Source organism: Massilia rhizosphaerae (assembly GCF_016093545.1).
Taxonomy (GTDB): domain Bacteria; phylum Pseudomonadota; class Gammaproteobacteria; order Burkholderiales; family Burkholderiaceae_D; genus Telluria; species Telluria rhizosphaerae.
Genome location: NZ_JADKYX010000002.1, coordinates 285694 through 307435 on the forward strand (window position 1 = coordinate 285694; position 21742 = coordinate 307435).

Annotated in this window: 19 protein-coding genes; 8 read left to right on the plus strand and 11 right to left on the minus strand. The window is 65.5% G+C overall.

The annotated features are described in order from the left end of the window. Window positions 1–26: 26 nt before the first annotated feature. The gene (locus ISF28_RS04350) at window positions 27–632 is read right to left on the minus strand and encodes a type IV toxin-antitoxin system AbiEi family antitoxin domain-containing protein (RefSeq protein WP_198115920.1); all 606 of its coding nucleotides are present in this window, start codon (window positions 630–632) and stop codon (window positions 27–29) included. Window positions 633–923: 291 nt separating this feature from the next. On the opposite strand from ISF28_RS04350, the gene ISF28_RS04355 reads away from it, so the two are divergent. Further along, window positions 924–1472: a DUF2726 domain-containing protein gene (locus ISF28_RS04355; RefSeq protein WP_198115921.1), complete on the plus strand. Its 549-nt coding sequence runs from the start codon at window positions 924–926 to the stop codon at window positions 1470–1472. A 188-nt stretch (window positions 1473–1660) separates the two neighbouring features. Here ISF28_RS04355 and ISF28_RS04360 read toward each other — a convergent pair whose 3' ends face one another. After that, window positions 1661–1945: a hypothetical protein gene (locus ISF28_RS04360; RefSeq protein ID WP_198115922.1), complete on the minus strand. Its 285-nt coding sequence runs from the start codon at window positions 1943–1945 to the stop codon at window positions 1661–1663. A 591-nt stretch (window positions 1946–2536) separates the two neighbouring features. Here ISF28_RS04360 and ISF28_RS04365 point away from each other — a divergent pair. The 3 genes from ISF28_RS04365 to ISF28_RS04375 are packed head-to-tail and all read left to right on the plus strand — an operon-like array spanning window position 2537 to window position 5212. Beyond that, window positions 2537–3961 carry a DUF6861 domain-containing protein gene (locus ISF28_RS04365; protein ID WP_198115923.1) on the plus strand — a complete coding sequence of 475 codons (1425 nt, stop codon included), beginning with the start codon at window positions 2537–2539 and terminating at the stop codon, window positions 3959–3961. Window positions 3962–3975: 14 nt separating this feature from the next. Beyond that, window positions 3976–4581 carry a GAD-like domain-containing protein gene (locus ISF28_RS04370; protein WP_198115924.1) on the plus strand — a complete coding sequence of 202 codons (606 nt, stop codon included), beginning with the start codon at window positions 3976–3978 and terminating at the stop codon, window positions 4579–4581. Window positions 4582–4606: 25 nt separating this feature from the next. Beyond that, window positions 4607–5212, plus strand: coding sequence for a GAD-like domain-containing protein (locus ISF28_RS04375; protein WP_198115925.1), 606 nt, complete (start codon window positions 4607–4609; stop codon window positions 5210–5212). A 168-nt stretch (window positions 5213–5380) separates the two neighbouring features. On the opposite strand, the gene ISF28_RS04380 is transcribed toward ISF28_RS04375, so the two are convergent. The 3 genes from ISF28_RS04380 to ISF28_RS04390 form a co-directional block, all read right to left on the minus strand. After that, window positions 5381–5920 (minus strand): hypothetical protein, encoded by a 540-nt coding sequence (locus ISF28_RS04380; RefSeq protein WP_198115926.1) that lies wholly within the window; start codon window positions 5918–5920, stop codon window positions 5381–5383. Next, window positions 5910–6296: a L,D-transpeptidase gene (locus ISF28_RS04385; protein ID WP_198115927.1), complete on the minus strand. Its 387-nt coding sequence runs from the start codon at window positions 6294–6296 to the stop codon at window positions 5910–5912. The genes ISF28_RS04380 and ISF28_RS04385 overlap by 11 nt, the downstream gene beginning before the upstream one ends. Before the next feature lie 120 nt (window positions 6297–6416). After that, complete coding sequence (locus ISF28_RS04390) at window positions 6417–7154, minus strand: substrate-binding periplasmic protein (protein WP_229518872.1); 738 nt, start codon at window positions 7152–7154, stop codon at window positions 6417–6419. Between the two features lie 254 nt (window positions 7155–7408). Here ISF28_RS04390 and ISF28_RS04395 point away from each other — a divergent pair, with 254 nt between their 5' ends. Continuing rightward, on the plus strand, window positions 7409–10786 hold the full coding sequence (locus ISF28_RS04395) for an MHYT domain-containing protein (protein WP_198115929.1): 3378 nt from the start codon (window positions 7409–7411) through the stop codon (window positions 10784–10786). Beyond that, window positions 10783–11805, plus strand: a complete 1023-nt coding sequence (locus ISF28_RS04400) for a response regulator (RefSeq protein WP_198115930.1) — start codon at window positions 10783–10785, stop codon at window positions 11803–11805. Before ISF28_RS04395 ends, ISF28_RS04400 begins: the two co-directional genes overlap by 4 nt. Before the next feature lie 50 nt (window positions 11806–11855). Here ISF28_RS04400 and ISF28_RS04405 read toward each other — a convergent pair whose 3' ends face one another. From ISF28_RS04405 to ISF28_RS04430, 6 genes are all read right to left on the minus strand, one after another. After that, on the minus strand, window positions 11856–13007 hold the full coding sequence (locus ISF28_RS04405) for a glycosyltransferase family 4 protein (protein ID WP_198116172.1): 1152 nt from the start codon (window positions 13005–13007) through the stop codon (window positions 11856–11858). A 29-nt stretch (window positions 13008–13036) separates the two neighbouring features. Further along, window positions 13037–14293, minus strand: coding sequence for a glycosyltransferase family 4 protein (locus tag ISF28_RS04410; RefSeq protein WP_370663387.1), 1257 nt, complete (start codon window positions 14291–14293; stop codon window positions 13037–13039). Further along, a complete protein-coding gene (locus ISF28_RS04415; RefSeq protein ID WP_198115931.1) occupies window positions 14290–15243 on the minus strand; it encodes a GDP-mannose 4,6-dehydratase in 954 nt (317 codons plus the stop codon). Before ISF28_RS04415 ends, ISF28_RS04410 begins: the two co-directional genes overlap by 4 nt. Window position 15244: 1 nt before the next feature. Beyond that, window positions 15245–16288 (minus strand): GDP-mannose 4,6-dehydratase, encoded by a 1044-nt coding sequence (gene gmd, locus ISF28_RS04420; RefSeq protein ID WP_198115932.1) that lies wholly within the window; start codon window positions 16286–16288, stop codon window positions 15245–15247. A 361-nt stretch (window positions 16289–16649) separates the two neighbouring features. After that, window positions 16650–18962: an NADP-dependent malic enzyme gene (locus ISF28_RS04425; RefSeq protein WP_198115933.1), complete on the minus strand. Its 2313-nt coding sequence runs from the start codon at window positions 18960–18962 to the stop codon at window positions 16650–16652. A 139-nt stretch (window positions 18963–19101) separates the two neighbouring features. After that, window positions 19102–19638, minus strand: coding sequence for a carboxymuconolactone decarboxylase family protein (locus tag ISF28_RS04430; RefSeq protein WP_198115934.1), 537 nt, complete (start codon window positions 19636–19638; stop codon window positions 19102–19104). Between the two features lie 126 nt (window positions 19639–19764). On the opposite strand from ISF28_RS04430, the gene ISF28_RS04435 reads away from it, so the two are divergent. Together ISF28_RS04435 and thiL are read left to right on the plus strand one after the other, a co-directional pair. After that, window positions 19765–20700: an AraC family transcriptional regulator gene (locus tag ISF28_RS04435; RefSeq protein WP_198115935.1), complete on the plus strand. Its 936-nt coding sequence runs from the start codon at window positions 19765–19767 to the stop codon at window positions 20698–20700. Between the two features lie 9 nt (window positions 20701–20709). Further along, window positions 20710–21684: a thiamine-phosphate kinase gene (gene thiL, locus ISF28_RS04440; protein WP_198115936.1), complete on the plus strand. Its 975-nt coding sequence runs from the start codon at window positions 20710–20712 to the stop codon at window positions 21682–21684. The last annotated feature ends 58 nt before the right edge of the window (window positions 21685–21742 follow it).

Genomic DNA, 21742 nt, shown 5'->3' on the forward strand with positions numbered 1-21742 from the left:
AACGGATACGGCGCGATTCGTCGCCTTCATGCTGCCCCTACGGCTTCCAGGTACGGACGCATGACGTTCGCCACCCTGCATATCTCGGCGTAGCGCCACAGTTCATCCATCGTTGCGCGCTTACCGTTCCAGGCTTCGTGCAGCACTTCCAAGGCGACATCGAGACCGATCTTGTTGCGGAATTTGAAGCAGTCGGCAACCGTCTTCGCTACGCCAAATACGCGCACCTGCGTACCTGCGACATCGAACGTGTCCACGCCTTCGGTCATCGCCGGTCCGGACATGCGAATCACGCGCAGCGGTGGATAATCGAAGCGCGGCGCGTGGGCCTTGTGTGGGATGGCGAGCCACACGTCGGAGGACTGCTGCGTCGTCAGGTCGTGGAAGCGCAGCGCGGACAGCAGACATAGCACGCCATTTTCGCTGCGCGCGGCCACTTCGGCGAAGGTGTCGTAGGCAGATGCTGCGCGGTCGGGCAAGGCATACAAGCCGCGACCAAGCTTGAGCAGCTTGCCTTCATCGGTCAGCGACGCGAGCAGCGCGCGCGATGCGCCGGCACTGTCCACGTCCCGGGTACGCAGCACGCCCTTGGATCGCGCCAGCTCAAGAATTCGGTCGGCCTGGTGGTTCATCTCACCAGCCTATACAAAATCTAGGCAATTATCCATATTTGCCGAGGTTTTGTTCATAATCTCGACCGGGGTCAGGCAAACAGGCCAGAAATTCGTCATGACGAACACTAGGATTTCGTCGCGACCAAATTTGTTCTTCCGACCCTGTTAAAACTTACCTCATTGAAACAAAATATGGATATTGAACAGTTCCAAATTACAATAGCAATTAGCGCAACAGTAAGGACAAGAGGCGCTGTCCGTTAGCCTTGCCGTCCTTGCCACAACCGACTATCGAATGAGTTCGCACACATGAAAATCATCCTCGTCTTCGTCGTCCTTGTCGTCCTAATGGCAGGCCTCTTCGCAGTGCAGTTGAAGACCGCGAAGGGAAAAGACCGCACGGGTGCATACCGACGCCGCAAGTTCATGACAGATAACGAGGAAGAGTTCTTCGGCCGGCTCGTCGCGGCACTTCCCGAACACTACATTTTTCCGCAGGTCGCGATGTCGGCCCTGCTCGAAACGGCGAGTGGCGACAGGAGAACGGCCTATGGCGACAGATTGAGGATCGCCCAGCAGCGCGTCGATTACGTCATCTGCACCCGACGCTGCGAGGTCGTCGCGGTCGTCGAACTGGACGACAAAACGCACTCACGCGCAAAGGATGAACTACGGGATGCACGACTCGAACAGGCGGGCATACGGACGGTCCGCTTCCAGGCCCGTAACAAGCCAAAGGTCGAGGCCATCCGGACCATGATTCTCGGCCCCACGGTGGCCGAAACCGGCAAGGCTGCAACCGAAGATGCCGATCAGGGTGCCGTGCCTGCCGGTGCTACGCCGTTCACACCGCAATAGTCCGCCCGAGCCGGATTTCGTCATGACGAAATTTGCGGTCCGAGCCGCCGCGATGACGACCGTCCCGTTCCTTTGAACAACAGCGACCTTGAAGCTGCAGCGCAGTCATGACAAGCGCCCCGATTTCGTCGCAACGAAATTTGTACGCATCGCTTCCTTATGATGAGCCACTGTCAACAGTAGCTGGCCTACATGAAGTGCAGCTCCAAATGAGTTGCTACATAAAGCAAGTAAACCAATGCAAGAGCAATCGTCAAACCAGTGACCCATACCTGCAGCTTGTGGTCTTTTGGAAGAGCGAGCCAGCACAAGCGGGCGAATGCGATAGCTATGGCAACAAAGAACAACCCGTGCCATACGCTACTAAACACCATCAGGAAAACGCCGCCGCCGAATGCAGCAGCTGTCAGCAATGAAAATATGGTTGCGCCGAACCATGTACCTGCTGGCTTGTTGATCCGTTCTCGTTCCATTGGATTTATGATTTCAACACCAGGCACACGCGCCCACACTGTTGCCGCATAGCATTGCAGAGTACGATGATAGGTACCTTGATGTATCAAAACAAAAAGAATGATCGTCTATAACGGGTCGGCTGCTACCGTACGTCGCCAGGATCGCGTTTGTGGTCGCTGGACAGACGCTTGGTAGATTCCGGCCGGAGGCACCACCTACTCATCCGGAGTAGTCCCGCAAAGTCTATGAAACCGCGTTTCTCGCTCTGAGAACGCGGTTTTTTTGTGCGCCGAAGCTTGGGCTCGTCCATTACCAGCCCCGTTTTTGGATCAGTGCCGGCAGGCTTATGGTCCGCGCCTATCGAGCGCGGGTAGACAGGACATTCCGATATCATTCCGGCCGGTAACTCGACCAAGTCAGCACTGTCGTCTGAATGCGCGTCTGCTCCACGTCGCCGCTCCTTGTAGCGGCGCCAACGGCAACACAACCACGTCGAGCGCGGAAATGCCTGATGCCATTGCCGCCTTTGGAGGTTCTGTCGGCGACAGTTGCGACTACGGGCGACGTGCAGTGGGCGGTATCGGACGATGTGCGCAAGGGGACTGGCGATGCAGGAAGTATCACGTGTCTGGAACGATCTGAAGCGAAAAGAAGACCAGTTGACGTGGAGTGGTGGCTTTCCTGGTCACGGCGAACCGTACGACAGCTTGGGGCGGCCGGCCGGCACCTCGGCTCACCTGGGCGGCGCGTGGGGCTACGACCAACTCGGCCGCGTAAACCGTGTGCGCGAGGCGCTGCACGACTCCGGGCCGCTGGCGCAGCGCATGATCGTCGAGCGCCTCGCTGGTATCGACTTGTCGATGATCACGTCCATCCTCGTGTCGGCGTGCCAGGACCTGGCACTGATCTACGGTGGTTCGACCGTTATCGGTGGATTCATCGGCGGTGTTGGCGGCGCTTTCTTCGGCGGCATCGGTGCGGTACCGGGCGCCGCGGCCGGTGCCGCAGCGGGCGGCTATGTCGGCGGCCTCATTTTGAGCGTGCTGGGCCTGAAGTCGCTGGTGGAAGGCATCGCTGAGGCGATACCGGCCGCGCTGCGGCACTACCAAAAGGGAATCGCGGAGGCATGGGGCCCCGAGCGGCAGGACGACCGCTTGCGCCTGGGCCTCGGTGTGCGCGGCGATACGGCTGCGGCAGCGTTCGACCTCGCCAATGGCCACGTGATCGTGATGATGGCGATCCTGTCCGTCATGACGGCGTATATGTCGCGAGGGAAGGCTGACCGGGCGGTCCTGCTGAACGAAATCGAGCGCAGCCCCCGGCTCGGTCCGCGCGTCGCGGCCTGGGTCGAGCAGAACGAAGAGCGGCTGCGCCGGCAACCGGCGCTGCAGGCGACCCACGGGGGCGCTGGCGGTCCTCACGGACCCGCGCAGGAGCCGCCGCCATCGCGGCCGCGTGACGGACGACGCGAGAGCGAGGGGCCCCGCCCGCTCCTGATGCCGACGGCGAAGGTGCCGTGTTTCAGGACCAATGGCTTGCCGCAGACGCGCTTTCCCGAATTCGACCGCCAACTGGCTGGGCAGGAAACCGGGCTCAACGCCATGTCGGTGGCCGATTACCTCGGTGGACGCGACGCGTTCGAATCAGGTATAGCGATGCGCGATGCGAATATCGCGCGCACGGCACGTGTAACGCACGAGGGCGACTTGGAAGCCAAGTTCCTCAGGCAGTTGCGCGTACAGGGATTGTCGTCCGACGCAGCGCGAGCCAAGGCAGTGGAAATGGCGGCGGACCAAATGAAAACGCTCGCCGCACTGCATAATCCGGACATGGTCGCTGGCGGGAGGGACGTGATCGCCGGATTCGGCGACCGCTCGATCAATTCGCGTATAGGAGCACAATGGAAGGCGCTGACTGGAGAGCCTGGTAATAAGACAACCCGGCTGGCGGAATTGGACAAGGCCGCCGAGCGCGTGCCGGCATCGCTACGCGCGACGACGAAGATGAACGCAAAACTTGAACGCTGCAAATAAAGGAACGCTTGGACATGGACGAAGATTTCGCCAGCTTTTTGGCAGAGTTTGAACCGGCAATCGATAAGCGCTACGTGCCGCCATCGACGATCGCACGCTATCGCGGCAAACTTCCGGACCAGTTGTTAGCATACTGGGAAGAGTACGGCTGGTGCGGCTATGCGGATGGGTTGTTCTGGACTGTCAATCCTCAGGAATACGAGCCTGCGCTCGAAGCGTGGATCGGCGATACGTCGTTCATGGAACAAGATGCATATCACGTTATCGCCCGCAGTGCGTTCGGCACGCTTTATCTGTGGGGCGAGCAAACCGGCGACACGCTGCGCATCTTCGCGCCGGCGTCGCGCTGCTTTTCGTCTATGCCGGATGAAAGCATCGATCGCGACTTCGCCATGCGCCTGTTCTTCGGGGGATTGTGGCGCCGCACGAACGACGTCGAAGGCTTGTTTGCGCCGGCCTTGCGGCAGCTGGGGCGCCTCGCGCACGACGAAATGTATGGCTTCGTTCCGGCGCTCGCGCTCGGTGGCGCTCCAACACTCGCCAACCTGCGCAAGGTCAAGGCGGTCGAGCACCTCGTCATCCTCGCGCAGCTCGCGCCGCTTTACGTGACCGAAACCTGAACGGTGCAAATAAGGGACGCTCGACATGGACGAAGATTTCGCCTTGTTCTTGGCAAAGTTTGGACCGGCGATCGATAAGCGCTACGTGCCGCCATCGACGATTGATCGTTACCGCGGCAAACTTCCTGACCAGTTGCTGGCGTACTGGCAAGAATATGGCTGGTGCGGCTATGCGGATGGATTGTTCTGGACCGTGAATCCCCAGGAGTACGAGCCGGCACTGGAGGCATGGATCGGCGATACCCCGTTCATGGAGCAGGACGCCTACCACGTCATCGCACGCAGCGCTTTCGGTAAGCTTTACCTCTGGGGCGAAGAGACTGGGGAGACACTCACCGTATTCACGCCGGCTTCGATCTGTTTCGCATCGTCTCCCGACGACGACATCGACCGCGATTTCGAAATGCGCTTGTTCTTCGGTGGATTGTCGCTCCACTCGAACGACGTCGAAGGATTGTTCGCGCCCGCGTTGCAAAAGCTAGGACGCCTTGCACACGACGACATGTACGGCTTCGTTCCCGCGCCCGCGCTCGGTGGAACTCTAACGCTCGCTCACCTGCAAAAGGTCAAGGCGGTCGAGCACCTTGCCTTCATCGCGCAGCTCGCGCCGCTCTACGTGATCGAAGTCTGATCGGCAATAGCTGGAGCAACGTCAGCCTTCCCTAGCCTGCAAACTCCAGCGAACTCATCGATTCCGGCCGGAGCACCAACAGCTTTCAACGCAAAGCTCTGAGTTTTCCCGCAACCCGGCCGTCATGAAACCAGCAACAGCGAGGCATCTTCGTATTCCCAAGCTCCCTCATTTCGCCGCCAGTTCGGCACATCCCGCTTCCAGCCGAACAAAGATCTTCGGCTCTAAAACCGCCTCGAAGGCAGTATTGTCATACACCAGGGCAACAGACGAGCGATCCCCCGTCATATAAACGGTAAACGGCTCCACGGGCTCCGCAGCGATCCGATCCTCCAGCGTGAGCACGCCGACCTGAACGGGAAACTCGGCTGCGACCTGTTCCAAAGTAAGTGCCCGCCTAGCCTTGATCTCGGCAAGCCGGGGCAGCACCCCGTCGAGATCCGCAGACGATCCGCATCGCTGCTCCGGGCGGCCGTCGCCGTAGCGCACGTCGACCGCGAATCGCCCGCCCGCACCGGCCCGCGACGCGGTCAAGATTGCCGCACGGGTCTCGTAAGTCACCTTGTGGATGCCGTCCTGCAGCGCGCTGAACGCGGTGGATCCGGACCGGATCGCGGCTTGCTGCGGTAATGTAAAGCGCCAAACGGCACCTGCTACCGCGCACACTGCCCCGATCATCCCGATACGAATGAGCGTTTTAGAAAACATGGACATGCGTGCCGACTGGCGCCCAGTCGAACAGCGTCCTTGCATCGGCTTCCTGCAGCCGGACGCAACCGTGCGAACCGAACCAGTCGGAAACCGACGTTTTCATCGCTCGCACAAATTCGAACCCCGGGCCGTGGTATTGGTGCAGCGCCTTGCCGTCGTCAGTGAAGAACATCGCATAGTTCATCGGCACGTGGTAGGCGTGGCTGGTGTAGATCTCGTACTTGCGCATGATCACGAACATGCCCTTGTCGGTCGGATGATCGCCGTCGCCGCTGACGCACTCGAAACGATGGATGCGCGCGCCGCCATCGTACGCTTCGACCGTCTGCAGCGACAGGCTGACCTTGATCAGTTTTGCACTCTTCGAGTCCATGTCGCCTCCGGTTGTCGCATGAGGCGATCATGACTGAGTTGAGCTCACAGAAGATTAGCTGCGAACAACGACAGCGCCGGGCAAGATCAACCATCGGGCGCGGCGGCGGTTGCTGGCCATCTACCTCGCCGGCAATCCCCAATCATCATATTTGTGCACGATCGCCCGCGTCGTCCCATCCCGCTCCATGGCCTCCAGCGCCCCGTTCATGCGCGTCACAAGCGCATCCGGCACGGCCCGGTTGCAGGCCAGGTACACGCGGATGCGGTTGAACACGAACACCGGCACCACCTTGCCCGCATAGCCCATCCGGTCCACCGTCAGGCTGTCGCGCCGGATGCTGGCGGCCCACAGGTCGATGCGGCCCATCATCAATTTACGCGGATTGATCGAATCGATGGGGGCGGGGTCGACGTTGAAGCCGCGCGCGCGCAGGAACTGGTCGCGCGCGTCGCCATTGTAGGTGCCCACGCGGTAGGCGCGCGCGTCGTCCAGGCTGTGCAGGTCGAAATGGCGGCCGGCGCGGCCCATCAGCACCCACTCGGCCTCGCCGATCGGGCCGATCCATTTGAAATGCGGCTCGCGCTCCGGTGTGCGGGTGGTCGAGTAGACGCAGGCGTCGCGGCGTTCCAGCGCGGCCGTGTAGGCGCGCTTCCACGGCAGCAGGTCGATCGAATAGGCGATGCCGGACCGGGCCATGATCTCGCGCACCATGTCGGTGCCGATGCCCGTCACGCGGTCGCCCTCGCGCATGCTGTACGGCGCCGAGGTCTCGGTCGTCAGGTACAGCCGCGGCGCCGGCTCCGCCCGCGCCACTGTGCAGGCCGCCGCGGTCAGCAGCGCGGTCAAAACTGTCATTTTCATACGTCTTGCACCCCATGCGGGTATCCCCGGCGAATAGCCCGTCACTAGCATAGCAGCAACGTCGCGCGCGCGGCAACGCGTAGCGACCGGCAAACTCGGCGCTGTTGCGGTGGTATCCATGCGACAACTGACGCGTAACTGACGTGTTCAAAATCTATTTAGTACTAACGGGAAAGACTTTCACTTACGAAAATGCCATACTGACGGGCTGCACGCAAATTCGTCATTCTCACAAAAAGCCACACGCCATGTTGTCCGTGTTTACGCTCCCTTCCGACCCGTCGCTGCTCAGCTACGGCCTGTACACGCCCAAGCTGGTCGCCTTGTCCGTGCTCGTCGCGATCTTCGCGTCGTGGATGGGCCTGCAGATCGCGGGCCAAGCCGCCGCCAACCGCGCGCAGCGCTGGATCATCCTCGGCACCGGCAGCCTGTCGCTCGGCGCCGGCGTGTGGGCCATGCACTTCATCGGCATGCTCGCGTTCGACCTGTGCACGAACGTCGACTACGACCCGGCCGTCACGATCCTCTCGAGCCTGCCGAGCATCGCCGCCTCGTTCGTCGCGCTGGCCGTGATCGCGCGCGAACGCCTGGGCGGCTGGGGCCTGCTGGCCGGCGGCGTGCTCGTCGGCGCCGGCATCGGCGTCATGCATTACGCGGGCATGGCCGGCATGCGCATGGGCCTCGAGCTGCGCTACGACCCGCTCATGTTCGGCCTGTCGATCGTCGTCGCGGTGGTGCTGGCGACGTTGGCGCTGTGGGTGCGCTTCGGCCTGTCCAGCCTGTCGCACCGGCTCAGCGAGCAGCGCCGCCTGCTGCTGGCCGCGGTCGTGATGGGCTGCGCCATCTCCGGCATGCATTACACCGGCATGGCGGCCGCGCGCTTCGTCGGCCAGGTGGACAAGCTGGCGCCGCACCAGGCCAGCAACGACACCTTCCTGGCGCTGGCGATCACGCTGATCGTCGTCGCGTTCACCGTGTTCGTGCTGGCGGCCAACGGCCTGCTGCGCTACCGCCAGATGTTCCGCGAACTGTCGCGCAGCGAAGCGTGGATGCGCGCCCTGCTCACCACCACCGTCGACGGCGTGATCACGGTCGACCGCCAGGGCATCATCCGCGAGTTCAACGCGTCGGCCGAGCGCATCTTCGGCTGGCGCCGCGACGAGATCGTCGGCCGGAACATCCGTCTCGTGATCGCCGACGCGGCCGCGTCCGAGGAAGCGGGCCTGCTGCGTTCGCTGCGGACGGGCGAAATCAGCGCCAGCGCGCGCGGCGCCGACGTGACGGGCCGCCGCAAGGACGGGAGCATCGTGCCGATCCGCCGCGCCCTCGGCCATGCGCGCCTCGACCAGCAGGACCTGTTCGTCTGCTTCATCACCGACATCACCGAGCGCCGCATGATGGAACACGCGCTGCGCGCCAGCGAGCAGCAGTTCCGCTCGCTGATCGGCAACATCCCCGGCATTTCCTACCGCAGCTGCCTGGTCGACGGGGAGGCGCCGATGCTGTTCATCAGCGACGCCGTCGAGCGCGTCACCGGCTATCCGGCCCGCGACTTCCTGGGCACGGCGCCGCGCCGCACCTTCGCGCCGCTGATCCACGCGGCCGACCGCGTGCGCACGTCGGAAACGATCGCCGCCGCGCTGCGCGAAGACCGCCCCTACCTCGTCGAATACCGCCTGCTGCACGCGGACGGCAGCACCCGCTGGATGTGGGAGAACGGCACCGGCGTGCGCAACGAGGCCGGCGAATTGTGCTGGCTGGACGGCGTCATCCTCGACATCACGGAACGGCGCCACATGGAGGACGCGCTGCGCGACGCCAAGGAAAACGCCGAGCAGGCGGCGGCGGCGCGCGCCAACTTCGTCGCCAACATGAGCCACGAGATCCGCACGCCGATGAATTCCATCCTCGGCTTCACCGACGTGCTGCTGGACGGCGAACTGGACGCCGACCAGCGCCGCCACCTGGACACGATCCGCAGCGCCGGCCGCGCGCTGCTGCGCCTGCTCAACGAGATCCTCGACACCGCCAAGCTGGAAAAGGGCGCGGTGGAGCTGGAACAGAACGACTACAACCTGCTGTCGCTGATCGACGAATTGTCGTCGACGCTGGCGGCCAACGCGCGCGCCAAGGGCCTGCACGTCGACATCCAGTACGATCCGTTGCTGCCGACCTGCCTGCGCGGCGACGAGCTGCGCGTGCGGCAGGTGCTCACCAACCTGCTCGACAACGCGATCAAGTTCACGGAACAGGGCAGCGTCACGCTGCGCGCCGAGTTCAAGGACGAGCAGCTGCACTTCATGGTCAGCGACACCGGCATCGGTATCGCGCCGGAGCGCCTTTCCGCCATCTTCGAACCGTTCACCCAGGCCGACGCCTCGATGACGCGGCGCTTCGGCGGCACCGGTCTCGGCACGACGATCAGCAAGCAGCTCGTCGAGCTGATGGGCGGCCGCATCTGGGCCGAGAGCGAACCGGGACGAGGCACGACGTTCCACGTGGTGCTGCCGCTCGTGCTGGCGCGCTTCGCCCCGCAGCAGCCGCGCGTGCGCACGGCCGCCGCCCTGCCGCCGCTGCGCGTGCTCGTGGCCGACGACGTGCCGCAGAACCAGGAACTGCTGCAGCTGCTGCTGGCGCGCCGCGGCCACACGATGACGGCCGTCGGCGACGGCGCCGCCGTCGTCGACGTGGCGGCGCGCGAGGCCTTCGACGTGATCCTGATGGACTTCCAGATGCCGACCATCGACGGCCTCGCCGCCACGCGCCTGATCCGCCGGCAGGCCGCCGAAACCGGCCGGCCGCGCGTGCCGATCATCGCCATGACCGCCAGCGTGCTGGCCGAGCACCGCCGCGCCAGCTTCGATGCCGGCATGGACGGCTTCGCCAGCAAGCCGGTCGACTGGTTCGCGCTGTCGCACGAGATCGCGCGCGTGCTGGGCCTCGGCCCGGGCCACCAGGCGGACGACCTGCCGGCGCAGCAACGGCAAACCCTGAACCGTCATGGCGGCCTGCGCCGCTGGAGCGGCAAGGAAGACGCCTACCTGGAAGCCCTCGCCCACTTCGCCGCCCAGCACGGGAGCCTGGGCGCGACGCTCGCGGCCCAGTCCACGGCCGCCGACTACCGCGCGCTGCGCATGCAGGCGCACAAGGTGCGCGGCATCGCGGCCAACCTCGGCCTGGAGCTGCTGGCCGACGCGCTGGACAAGCTGGAGGGCCTCGTCGACGGCGACAGCGGCAAGCTGTATCCCGGCGCCGAGGCGGCGCTGGAAGCGTCGCTGGAAGGCTTGTCCGGCCTGCTCGACGCGGCGCTGGACGCCATCCGCGCGGCGCAGCCCGCGCCCGCCGGCGCGCCGCATGCCGCAGCGAACGGCCACGCCGCGCGTCCCGTGGCCGACCTGGACCGCGCGCGGCGCGCGGGCAACGCCCTGCGCGACGCGCTCAAGCGCGGCGGCCTGGACGATGCCGCGCTGGCCGGACTGGCGGCCGCCACCAGCGGCCATCCGCTGGCCGCCCGCGTGGCCCAGGTGCACGCCGCCATTTCCGATTTCGAGTTCGACCTCGCCCTGCAACAACTTGACGCCGTGCTGGCCGCCATCGACGAACCGGCACAGGAGATGACCGAATGACCACCGTCACCCAACCGCTGATTCTCGCGGTCGACGACGAAGCCAGCAACCTGCAGTTGCTGCGCCAGATCCTGCAAGACCACTACCGCCTGCGCTTCGCCAAGGATGGCCCGCGCGCGCTGGAACTGGCGCGCGAAGAACTGCCCGACCTGATCCTGCTCGACGTGATGATGCCCGGCATGAGCGGCTACGAAGTGTGCGCCGCCCTCAAGGCCGACCCGGCGCTGGCGGGCGTTCCCGTGATCTTCGTGACCGCCCTGAACGACACGGACGACGAGCTGGAGGGCTTCGAGGCCGGCGCCGTCGACTACATCACGAAGCCCGTCAGCCCGCCGATCGTGCGCGCGCGCGTGCGCACCCACCTGTCGCTCGTGCGCATGGACGAACTGCGCGCCTCGCGCCTGGAAATCGTGCAGCGCCTCGGCCTGGCCGCCGAATACAAGGACAACGAGACCGGCCTGCACGTCATCCGCATGAGCCATTTCGCCCGGATTCTCGGGCTGGCCGCCGGCATGACGGAAGCGGAAGCCGACGACCTGCTGCACGCCGCGCCCATGCACGACGTCGGCAAGATCGGCATCCCCGACCGCGTGCTGCAGAAACCCGGACCCCTCGATCCGGACGAATGGCGGATCATGCAGAGTCACGCGCAGATCGGCGCCGAGATCATCGGCCGGCACGACCACGGCGTGCTGGCGCTGGCGCGCAACATCGCCCTCACCCACCATGAGAAATGGGACGGCAGCGGCTATCCGAACGGCCTGGCCGGCGCCGCGATCCCGCTCGAAGGCCGCATCTGCGCCATCGTCGACGTGTTCGACGCGTTGACGTCGGTCCGGCCGTACAAGAAAGCGTGGACGGAAAGCGAGGCGCTCGACTTCCTCGTCAAGCAGAAGGGCAAGCATTTCGATCCGGTGCTGGTCGACCTGTTCCTCGCCCAGATGCCGGCGATCCGCGCGATTCGCGAGCGGTGGGCGGAGCAGGATGTGGAGCCGGCGGCGGTTGCCGCGGCGGCGTGACATGTACGGATGTAACAATCGTAGGGTGGGCACCCCGTGCCCACCAATCGTTACCCCAATCGCGGCGCGGCGGCCAAACGCACTTCCGCCTTGCGCCCCACCAGTTCCTGGTACAGGCGCACATAGTTGTCGGCCATCTGCGCCGACGTGAACAACTGCCAGTAGCGCGCCTCGGCCCGCTGACCCATCTCGCGCGCCGCCTGCGGATCGTTCCACAGCTGCGCCATCGCGGCGCGCAAGGCCACGTGGTCGGACGGCGGCACGACCAGCCCCGTCTCGCCGTGCACGTTGATGTAGGTGGTGCCCGTGCCGATCTCGCTGGAGATCATCGGCTTGCCGTACATCGCGCCTTCCAGCAGCGAGATGCCGAACGCTTCCGAGCGCAGGTGCGACGGGAAGGCGACGGCGTAGCAAAGCTTGAGCAGCGCGGCCTTGTCGAGGTCGTCGACGGGGCCGACGAACTGCACCCGCGTCAGGCCCAGGCGCGCGGCGTGCGCCTTCAGTTCCGCCTCGATCGGCCCGGCGCCGACGATCACGACCGGGTAATCCGTGCCGGCCACGGCGTCGAGCAGGATGTGCAGGCCCTTGTAATAGCGCAGCACGCCCACGAACAGGAAGAATTTCGGACCGACCCGCGCGCGCCAGTGGTCCAGGCGGGCCTGGTCCGGTTCCGGATAGCTGGATTTATCGAGGCCGAACGTGATCACCCGCGTCTTGTCGCGGTACCGGTCGAGCACGGCCGACGACGCCAGGTAGTTCGGCGACGTGGCGACGATCGTGTCGACGCTTGCAAGGAAACGATGCTTGAGCGGCTGGTACAGCTTCAGCAAGGCTTTCTGGCGCACGATGTCCGAGTGGTAGGTGACGACGGTCGGCTTGTCGATGCGCGCCAAAAAGTGCGCCATGTCCATGAAGGGCCACGGGAAATGGTAGTGCACGACGTCGGCTTCCGCCGCCATGCGGGCCAGCTTGCCGATCGCCTGCACCGACACCGCGTTCGACGCCACCTCGAAATTCAGGGGCACGCGGTGCACCGTGTGGCCTTCGTAGTCGAACGGTTCCAGGCGGCGGTCGCGCGACAGCGACAATACCTGGTTCGTGATGCCCAAACGCCCTGTCCCCACGCACATCTGACGAATGACCTGTTCGACGCCGCCCACGGAGTCGGGGAAATAGGTCTTGTAGAAGTGGAGGACACGCATGGGCTTGGACATGAGGACGGTCGGTTGCTTCAGAGGAGAGAACGGTAGACGGCGGCCGTGAGGCGCCCCGTCGCGTTCCAGGTCAGCTGGGCGGCGCGTGCGCGCCCGGCCGTGATGCAGCGCGCCCGCGCGGCGGATTCGCGCGCCAGCGTGAGCATGGCGTCGGCGATCGCGCCCGTGTCGAGCGGATCGACGTCGAGCGCCGCGCCGGCCGTCACTTCCGGCAACGACGTCGTGTTCGAGGCGACGACCGGCACGCCCGACGCGAACGCTTCCACGACCGGGATGCCGAAGCCTTCGTACAGCGAGGCGAACACGAACACGCCCGCGCCCGCGTACACGTGACGCAGCTCGGTGTTGTCGGTGAGGTGGTTCAGCCACACGACGTTGGCGCCATCCTGCACGGCGGCGGCGATGCGGCGCAGGATCTTTTCCGAACGCGCGCCGGCGCTGCCGACGATGACGAGCTGACGCTCCGCGCGCACGGCGGCCGGCAGCGACAGATAAGCGTCCAGCAGGCGTTCGACGTTCTTGCGCGGCTGCAGCGTGCCCACGAACAGGAAATACCCTGGCCGCAAGCCGTTGGCCTGCAAGGTCATCGCCACGGCGTGCGCCGGCGGCGGATCGAGCCATTCGTCGTCCACGCCGCACGGCACGACGGTGATGCGGCGCTCGTCGATGCCGAAGCAGCCGACCAGTTCGTCGATGGCGAAGTGCGACAGCGCGATCACGTGGTCGGCCTTTTGCGCGGCCTTGCGCTGCAGCCAGTTCTTCAGGCCGCGCAGGCGCGGGTTGCACCACTCGGGATGCTTGACCGGCAAGGCATCGTGCAGGCTCGCCACGACGGGGCAATCCATGCGCACGACGCGGTAGTCCGTCACGTGGAACACGTCCACGGGCATGTGCACGCGGTGCCCGTTCGGCGTCACGAGGTCGACGAAGGACGCGCGCTCGAACGAGTGGGGCAGCGCCTCACCGGCCGAGACCACCCCCGAGCTGCGCAGGCGCGGCCAGGAATACGGCTGCATCGTGCAGCCGGCACGCGGAAGGTGACGCAGCAATGCCTGCGTATAAACGCCGATGCCGTCCAGGTGTCCGCCCGTGAAGGCCGGCTCGATCATGGTCGTGCCGATGCCGACGCGCAGGTCGGGCAGCGCTTCCGCATCGTTCGCCGCGGCCGGCACCTCGCGGAGGCGGTCCTGCTGGCCGGCCGTGCCGTCCGCTCGTCGTTTGGGAAGACCCAGTTCGATCATGGTCGTGTCCAGGCCGGTCGGCAGTCTGCTCACGCGCGATACATCCAGCGCAAGGTGTCGACCAGCGGGGTGGGCTCGATGGCGCCGATCGCATCGGTCAGCTTGGCGTTGCTGCCGGACAAGGTGAGCACCTCGTTGGCGCGCACGAAGGCCGGGTTGACGTGCACTTCGATGCGGTAGCCGGCGATGTCGCTCATCGTGTCGATCAGGCTTTCCAGCGAATGCAAGCGGCCGGAGCAGACGTTGAAGACTTCCCCGCCCGGCGCCGCCGCGAGCAGGCGGCGGTAGCTCTTCGCGACCGTGCGCACGTCGGAAAAGTCGCGCGCGACCGCCAGGTTGCCCAGCTCGATGCGGCGCGCGCCCTTGCGGAAGTGCGACACGATCTTGGGCAGCAGGAAGTTCTCGCTCTGGCCGACGCCCGTGTAGTTGAACGGACGGGCGATCACGATCGGCAGCTTGTCCATCCACAGGCGCGCCATGTATTCCATCGCGAGCTTGCTGACGGCGTAGTCGTTGGCCGGCGCGGGCGGCACGCACTCGTCGATGACCGGCACCGTCGCATTGCCGTAGATGTTCGCCGACGAGGCGAGCAGCACGCTGGACGGTTTATGGGAACCGTTCGCCAGCGCTTCCAGCAGGTTGCGGGTGCCGACCACGTTGACGCGGTACATTTGCTCGGCGTCGTTGTGGGCCACGAACGCGATGGCGGCCAGGTGGACGACCACGTCCGGCCGGACCTGTTCGATCATGGCGGCCAGCGCGGCGCGGTCGTTCAGGTCGACGGTGAAGATGTCCGGTCCGGTCTCGTCGCCCGGCAGCACCGTGCCGTGGACGTGGTAGCCCGCCGCGGTCAGCTCGCGCGCCACGTAGTAGCCGGTGAAGCCGCGCAGGCCGGTGATGAGGGCGCGCTTGCCCTCCCCTTCGCGCGGCTCGCTCAGCGGCTCCATCATCCGGACGAGATCTTCCGAGACCAGGCGGTTCATGTCAGAACGAGAAACCGGTTTCGTTGCGACGCAGGTCGGCGTCGACCATCATCTGGCACAATTGCTCGAGCGACGTCTCGGCCTTCCAGCCCAGCTCGCGCTGCGCCTTGGACGGGTCGCCGATCAGCAGGTCGACCTCGGACGGACGGTAGAACTTGGGCGACACGCGCACGAGCGCCTTGCCGGTACGGGCGCAGTGCCCCGTTTCCTGTTCGCCCTCGCCCTTCCATTCGATGTCGAGATTGGCGCCGCGGAAGGCCATGGTGACGAAGTCGCGCACGGTTTCGGTGCGGTTGGTGGCCAGCACGAACGTATCCGGCTCGTCGGCCTGCAGGATGCGCCACATGCCTTCCACGTATTCGCGCGCATAGCCCCAGTCGCGCTTGGCATCCAGGTTGCCCAGCTCCAGCACGTCCAGCTTGTTCAGGACGATCTTGGCGACGGAATCCGTGATCTTGCGGGTGACGAATTCGCGGCCGCGCAGCGGCGACTCGTGGTTGAACAGGATGCCCGAGCTGCCGAAGATGCCATAGGACTCGCGGTAGTTGACGGTCATCCAGTGCGCATACAGCTTGGCCACGCCGTACGGGCTGCGCGGGTAGAACGGAGTCGACTCGACCTGCGGCACGGCCTGCACCTTGCCGAACATCTCGGACGTGGATGCCTGGTAAAAGCGCGCCTTCGGATGCACGATGCGGATCGCTTCCAGCAGGTTGACGGCGCCGATGCCCGTGATCGACGCGGTGGTCACCGGTTGCTCGAACGAGACGCCGACGAAGCTCTGGGCGGCCAGGTTGTACACCTCGTCGGGACGGGTGGATTCCATCAGGCGGATACTCGAGGAGAGATCGGTGAGATCGTATTCGACGAGGGCCAGGTTGGGGTGCTGCTCGATACCGAGTTCTGCGATGCGCCAGAAATTAACGGAGCTGGACCGGCGGAACGTGCCGGTCACGTGGTAGCCCTTTTCCAGGAGTAGCTGCGCCAGATAGGCGCCGTCCTGCCCGGTGATACCGGTGATCAGGGCCTTTTTTGTTGTTTGCATGTTCTTGGTGATCCAGTGGTGGTCCGTGACGGCCGCCGCGGCAGCCGAGGCGGGACGGCATGCGGGCTGTCAGCCGCGATGGTGCGGACCAGATAAATTTCCGACAACCTCACATTGTATCAGAGTGGTGCGTATACCCTTGCGCAAAAGAAATCGTGCAAAATATGCAATACGTACTCGTCTATTATCGCCTGAAACCGTTGAAACACGTCGCCTGATTACGCATTGTTACGTGTCCCTCAAGCTTTATTACATATTCACGAATTGTCGGGAACTTCTACATTTCGATGACAAAAGGGCCGTTTCCGGCCCTTTTGTTCGACGTCGCCATCGGTGGCGAATTTACAACAGTGCCCTGTTATCAACGCTCCGACACGGCGTCCACGACGCACAGCGCGGTCATGTTGACGATGCGGCGCACGGTGGCCGACGGGGTCAGGATGTGCACCGGACGCGCGCAGCCCAGCAGCACCGGGCCCACGGCGACGCCGCTGCCGGCGGCCGTCTTGACCACGTTGTAGGCGATGTTCGCGGCTTCGATGTTCGGCATGACGAGCAGGTTGGCGTCGCCCTTGAGCGTCGATTGCGGCATGATCTTGGCGCGCAGCTTCGAATCCAGCGCCGTGTCGCCGTGCATTTCGCCGTCGACTTCGAGGTCCGGCGCCTTCTGCTGGATGAGGCCCAGCGCGGCGCGCATCTTCTTGGCCGACGCGCTGTTCGACGTGCCGAAGTTGGAGTGCGACAGCAGCGCCACGCGGGGGGTGATGCCCAGGCGCTCCAGTTCGTCGGCCGCCATGATCGTGATCTCGGCCAGTTCTTCCGCGGTCGGGTTCTCGTTCACGTGGGTGTCGACCATGGCCAGCTGGCGTTCCTGCGTGATGATGAAGTTCAGCGCCGCATACACGTTGCTGCCGGCGCGCTTGCCCAGCACCTGGTCGATGTACTGCAGGTGGACCTCGGTCGTGCCGTAGGTGCCGCAGATCATGCCGTCGGCGTCGCCCTTGTGGATCATCATCGCGCCGATCAGCGTATGGCGGCGGCGCATCGCCAGCCGGGCGAGGTCTTCCGTGACGCCCTTGCGCATCACCATCTGGTGGTAGGTCTGCCAGTAGTCGCGGTAGCGCTCGTCGAAGTCCGGGTTGATGACGTCGAAGTGCTTGCCCTGCTTGAGGCGCAGGCCGAATTTCTCGATGCGCTTTTCCAGCACGGCCGGACGGCCAACGAGGATCGGACGGGCCAGGTTCTCGTCGACGACGGCCTGGACGGCGCGCAGCACACGCTCTTCCTCGCCCTCGGCGAAGACGATGCGCTTGCGCTCGGCCGGCGCGCTCTTGGCGATCTGGAACAGCGGCTTCATGAAGCTGCCGCTGCGGTAGACGAATTGCTGCAGGCTCTCGGCGTACGCGGCCAGGTCGGCGATCGGACGGGTGGCGACGCCGCCGTCCATCGCGGCCTTGGCCACGGCCGGCGCGATGTGCGTCAGGAGGCGCGGGTCGAACGGCATCGGAATCAGGTATTCCGGGCCGAACGACAGGTTCGAGATGCCGTAGGCCGACGCCACGATGTCCGACTGCTCGGCGTGGGCCAGGTCGGCGATGGCGTGCACGACGGCGATTTCCATCTCGCGCGTGATCGTCGTCGCGCCGCAGTCCAGCGCGCCGCGGAACATGTACGGGAAGCACAGCACGTTGTTGACCTGGTTCGGGTAGTCCGAACGGCCGGTGGCGATGATCACGTCGCTGCGGACGGCCTTCGCGTCTTCCGGCAGGATCTCCGGGTTCGGGTTCGCGAGCGCCAGGATCAGCGGGTTCGGCGCCATCCTGGCGACCATCTCCGGCTTGAGCACGCCGCCGGCGGACAGGCCCAGGAAGATGTCGGCGTCGGGGATGACCTCGGCGAGGCTGCGGTGCGGCGTGTCCTGGGCGAAGCGTTCCTTGTCCGGGTCCATCAGCTCGGTGCGGCCTTTGTAGACGACGCCGGCGAGGTCGGTCACATAGATATTCTCGATCGGGAAGCCGAGGTCGACGGCCAGGTCGAGGCAGGCCAGCGCCGCCGCGCCCGCGCCGGACACGACCATCTTGCACTTCTTGAGATCCTTGCCGACGACTTTCAGGCCGTTCAGGATGGCGGCGCCCACGATGATGGCGGTGCCGTGCTGGTCGTCGTGGAAGACGGGGATCTTCATGCGCTCGCGCAGCTTGCGCTCGATATAGAAGCACTCGGGCGCCTTGATGTCCTCGAGGTTCACGCCGCCGAACGTCGGTTCCAGCGCGGCGATCACTTCGATCAGCTTGTCCGGATCGTTTTCGTTGACTTCGATGTCGAACACGTCGATGCCGGCGAACTTCTTGAACAGCACGCCCTTGCCTTCCATGACGGGCTTGGAAGCCAGCGGGCCGATATTGCCCAGGCCGAGCACGGCGGTGCCGTTCGAAATCACGGCCACCAGGTTGCCGCGCGCCGTATACTTATAGGCGGTGGACGGGTCCTTGACGATTTCCTCGCAGGGCGCGGCGACGCCCGGCGAATACGCCAGGGCCAGGTCGCGCTGGTTCAGGACGGATTTGGTCGGCGTGACGGCGATCTTGCCGGGAGAGGGAAACTGGTGGTACTCGAGCGCGGCAGCCCGCAGTTGTTGACGTAATTCTTCTTTTTTATCGATTGACGAATCCATGCTTTGCTGCCTTCCTGAACTGACCTGACGGGGGGTCTCCGATTTTAGCAGAGTGTCACGTGCCCCCGCGTACGTATTTCTTGGTATCGACAGCCGCTACCAAGGCCGGGTAGCATGGCAACCCGGCCCGTCGCCCGCGTCAGGCCGGCGCTTTCGGGAAATCCAGCGCCGTGTCGTTGATACGGTTGAGCAGGTTCGTGAACGTGATGCTGGAGATCGCGAAGATCGTGTCCACCACCTGCGCATCCGTGTAGCCGGCCGCCTTGACGGCCTCGACGACGGGCTGCGCCACCGTGCCGCGGCTACCGACGACGTCCCGCACGAACGTCGACAGCGCGTCCAGTTTCGCGTCCCCGCCCGGCGTGCCGCGGCGCGCCGCCAGGATCGCGTCCGCCGGCAGGCCGGCGGCCTTGCCGGCCAGCGTGTGCGCGGCCAGGCAGTAATCGCAGGCGTTCACTTCGCTGACGGCCAGCTTGATCACTTCGATCTCCTTCTTCGACAGGCTCGTGTCGGCCAACTTCGCATCGAAGTTCAGCAGGGCTTCGAGCGCCACGGGACTGTTGCTGCCGATGGTGTCGTAGGCGTTCGGAACTTTGCCCAGCTTGGCTTTGACGGCGGCGAACAGGTCGGCGGCGCGGCCGGTGGCGTTGGATCCCAAGGCATTCAGACGGCTCATGATCTTTCCTTTCTTCGTTCGTGGATGAAATGCCGTTTGGCATGGAAAGAAGTCTAGGCCGGTTGGTCGATACAATGAATTCCCAGATGCTGCGATAATTTGCTCAATCGTCTCATCTGGACACCCATGGACACCCTCAGCCGCCTGCTTTCCCTGTACACGATCCGCACCTCGCTCGACATCCGCTGCGAACTGGCGGCGCCCTGGGTATTGGACGAACCGGCCGCGACGCCGGGCGTGGCGCCGTTCCACGTGATCGTCGACGGCGGCGCCCGTGTCGACGCCCCGGGCCACGACGCGCTGTACCTCGCGGCCGGCGACGTCGTCGTCTTCCCCGGCGGCAGCGCGCACCGCCTGCACGCGGGCCCGGCCGCTGACGCCCTTCCGATCCGCGCGCTCGCCGGCGACGGGCCGCTGCAACGCAAGGCCAACGACGGCACCGGGCCCGGCACCGCCATCCTGTGCGGCAGCTTCGTGTTCGAGGGCGCCGCGCGCCGGGCCCTCGTGCGCGCCCTGCCCGCCGTCATGGTCGTGCGCGCCAGCCGGGCCGGCGACTTTCCCGGCCTGCATTCGCTCGTCCGGCTGCTGCAGCACGAGACGGCGCAGGTCCGTCCCGGCGGCGACGTCGTCGTCGCCCAGTTGTCCGGCGCCCTGTTCGCGCTGCTGCTGCGCGCCTGGCTGGCCGGCACGCAGCACGATGCGCCGGGCCTGTTCGCCGTCCTGGCCGACCGGCGCCTGGGCAATGCGCTCGCCCGCATGCTGGAAGCGCCCGAGCGGGCGTGGAAGGTGGAAGACCTGGCCGACGCCTGCCACATGTCGCGCGCGACGTTTGCGCGCCTGTTCGCGCGCCTGTGCGGGATGCCGCCGGCCGACATGTTGACCCAGCTGCGCATGGCGCGCGCCGCGCGCGCGCTGCTGCAGGGCGAAGGCGCCGTGGGCGACGTGGCGCTGGCCGTCGGCTACCAATCGGAAGCGGCGTTCAACCGCGTGTTCAAGCGCCATTACGGCATCGGCCCCGGCGGCTACCGGCGCACGGCCCACCAGGCGGGCCTGCCGGATTAGAATCGCGCCATGCTCTCCGAATTCGACCTCATCAAACGCTACTTCCAGCGCGACCGCGCGCCCGGCCCGAACACCGTCCTCGGCGTCGGCGACGACTGCGCGCTGCTTTCTCCCACGCCCGGCAAGCTGCTGGCCATCTCGTCCGACATGCTCGTCGAAGACCGCCATTTCTTCGCCGGTGCCGACCCGTTCACGCTCGGCCACAAATGCCTGGCCGTGAATTTGTCCGACCTGGCCGCGATGGGCGCGCGCCCGCTCGGCTTCACCCTGGCGCTGTCCTTGCCGGCGGCGGAACCGGACTGGCTCGATGCCTTCTCGCGCGGCCTGTTCGCGCTGGCCGACGCCCACGGCTGCGAACTGCTGGGCGGCGACACGACCAAGGGTCCGCTGAACATCTGCATCACGATCTTCGGCGAATTGGCGCCCGGCCAGGCATTGCGCCGCGACGCCGCGCGCACGGGCGACGACATCTGGATCTCGGGCACGCTGGGCGACGCGCGCCTGTGGCTGGCCGCGCGCCGCAGCGAAGTGGCGCTCGACGCCGCCGACCACGCCGCCACCGGAGAACGCATGCACGCGCCGACGCCGCGGGTCGCGCTCGGGTGCCTGCTGGCGGAAGGCGGCCTCGCGCATGCGGCGCTCGACGTCTCGGACGGCCTTGTCGGCGATTTGAAGCACATCCTGGCCGCGTCGCGCGTGGGCGCCGTGCTCGACGTCGACGCGCTGCCCAGCGGCCCGGCGCTGGCGCGCCAGCCGCGCGCCTTGCGCCGCCGCTTCGCCGCGGCGGGAGGCGACGATTACGAATTGTGCTTTACGGCGCCGGTCGAGACGCGCACGGCGATTCTTGCGGCCGGTGCGGCCTGCGCGACGGCGGTCACGCGCGTGGGCACGATCACGGCGGAGGCGGGGTTGCGGCTGGTCGATGCGGACGGCGCCGCGCTCGATCTGCAACTGGCCGGCTGGGACCATTTCAGCCCCGGTTAACGGTCGATTGGTGGGCGGAGGCAATGCCCCCGGCATTACCTCCCCGCCCACCCTACGC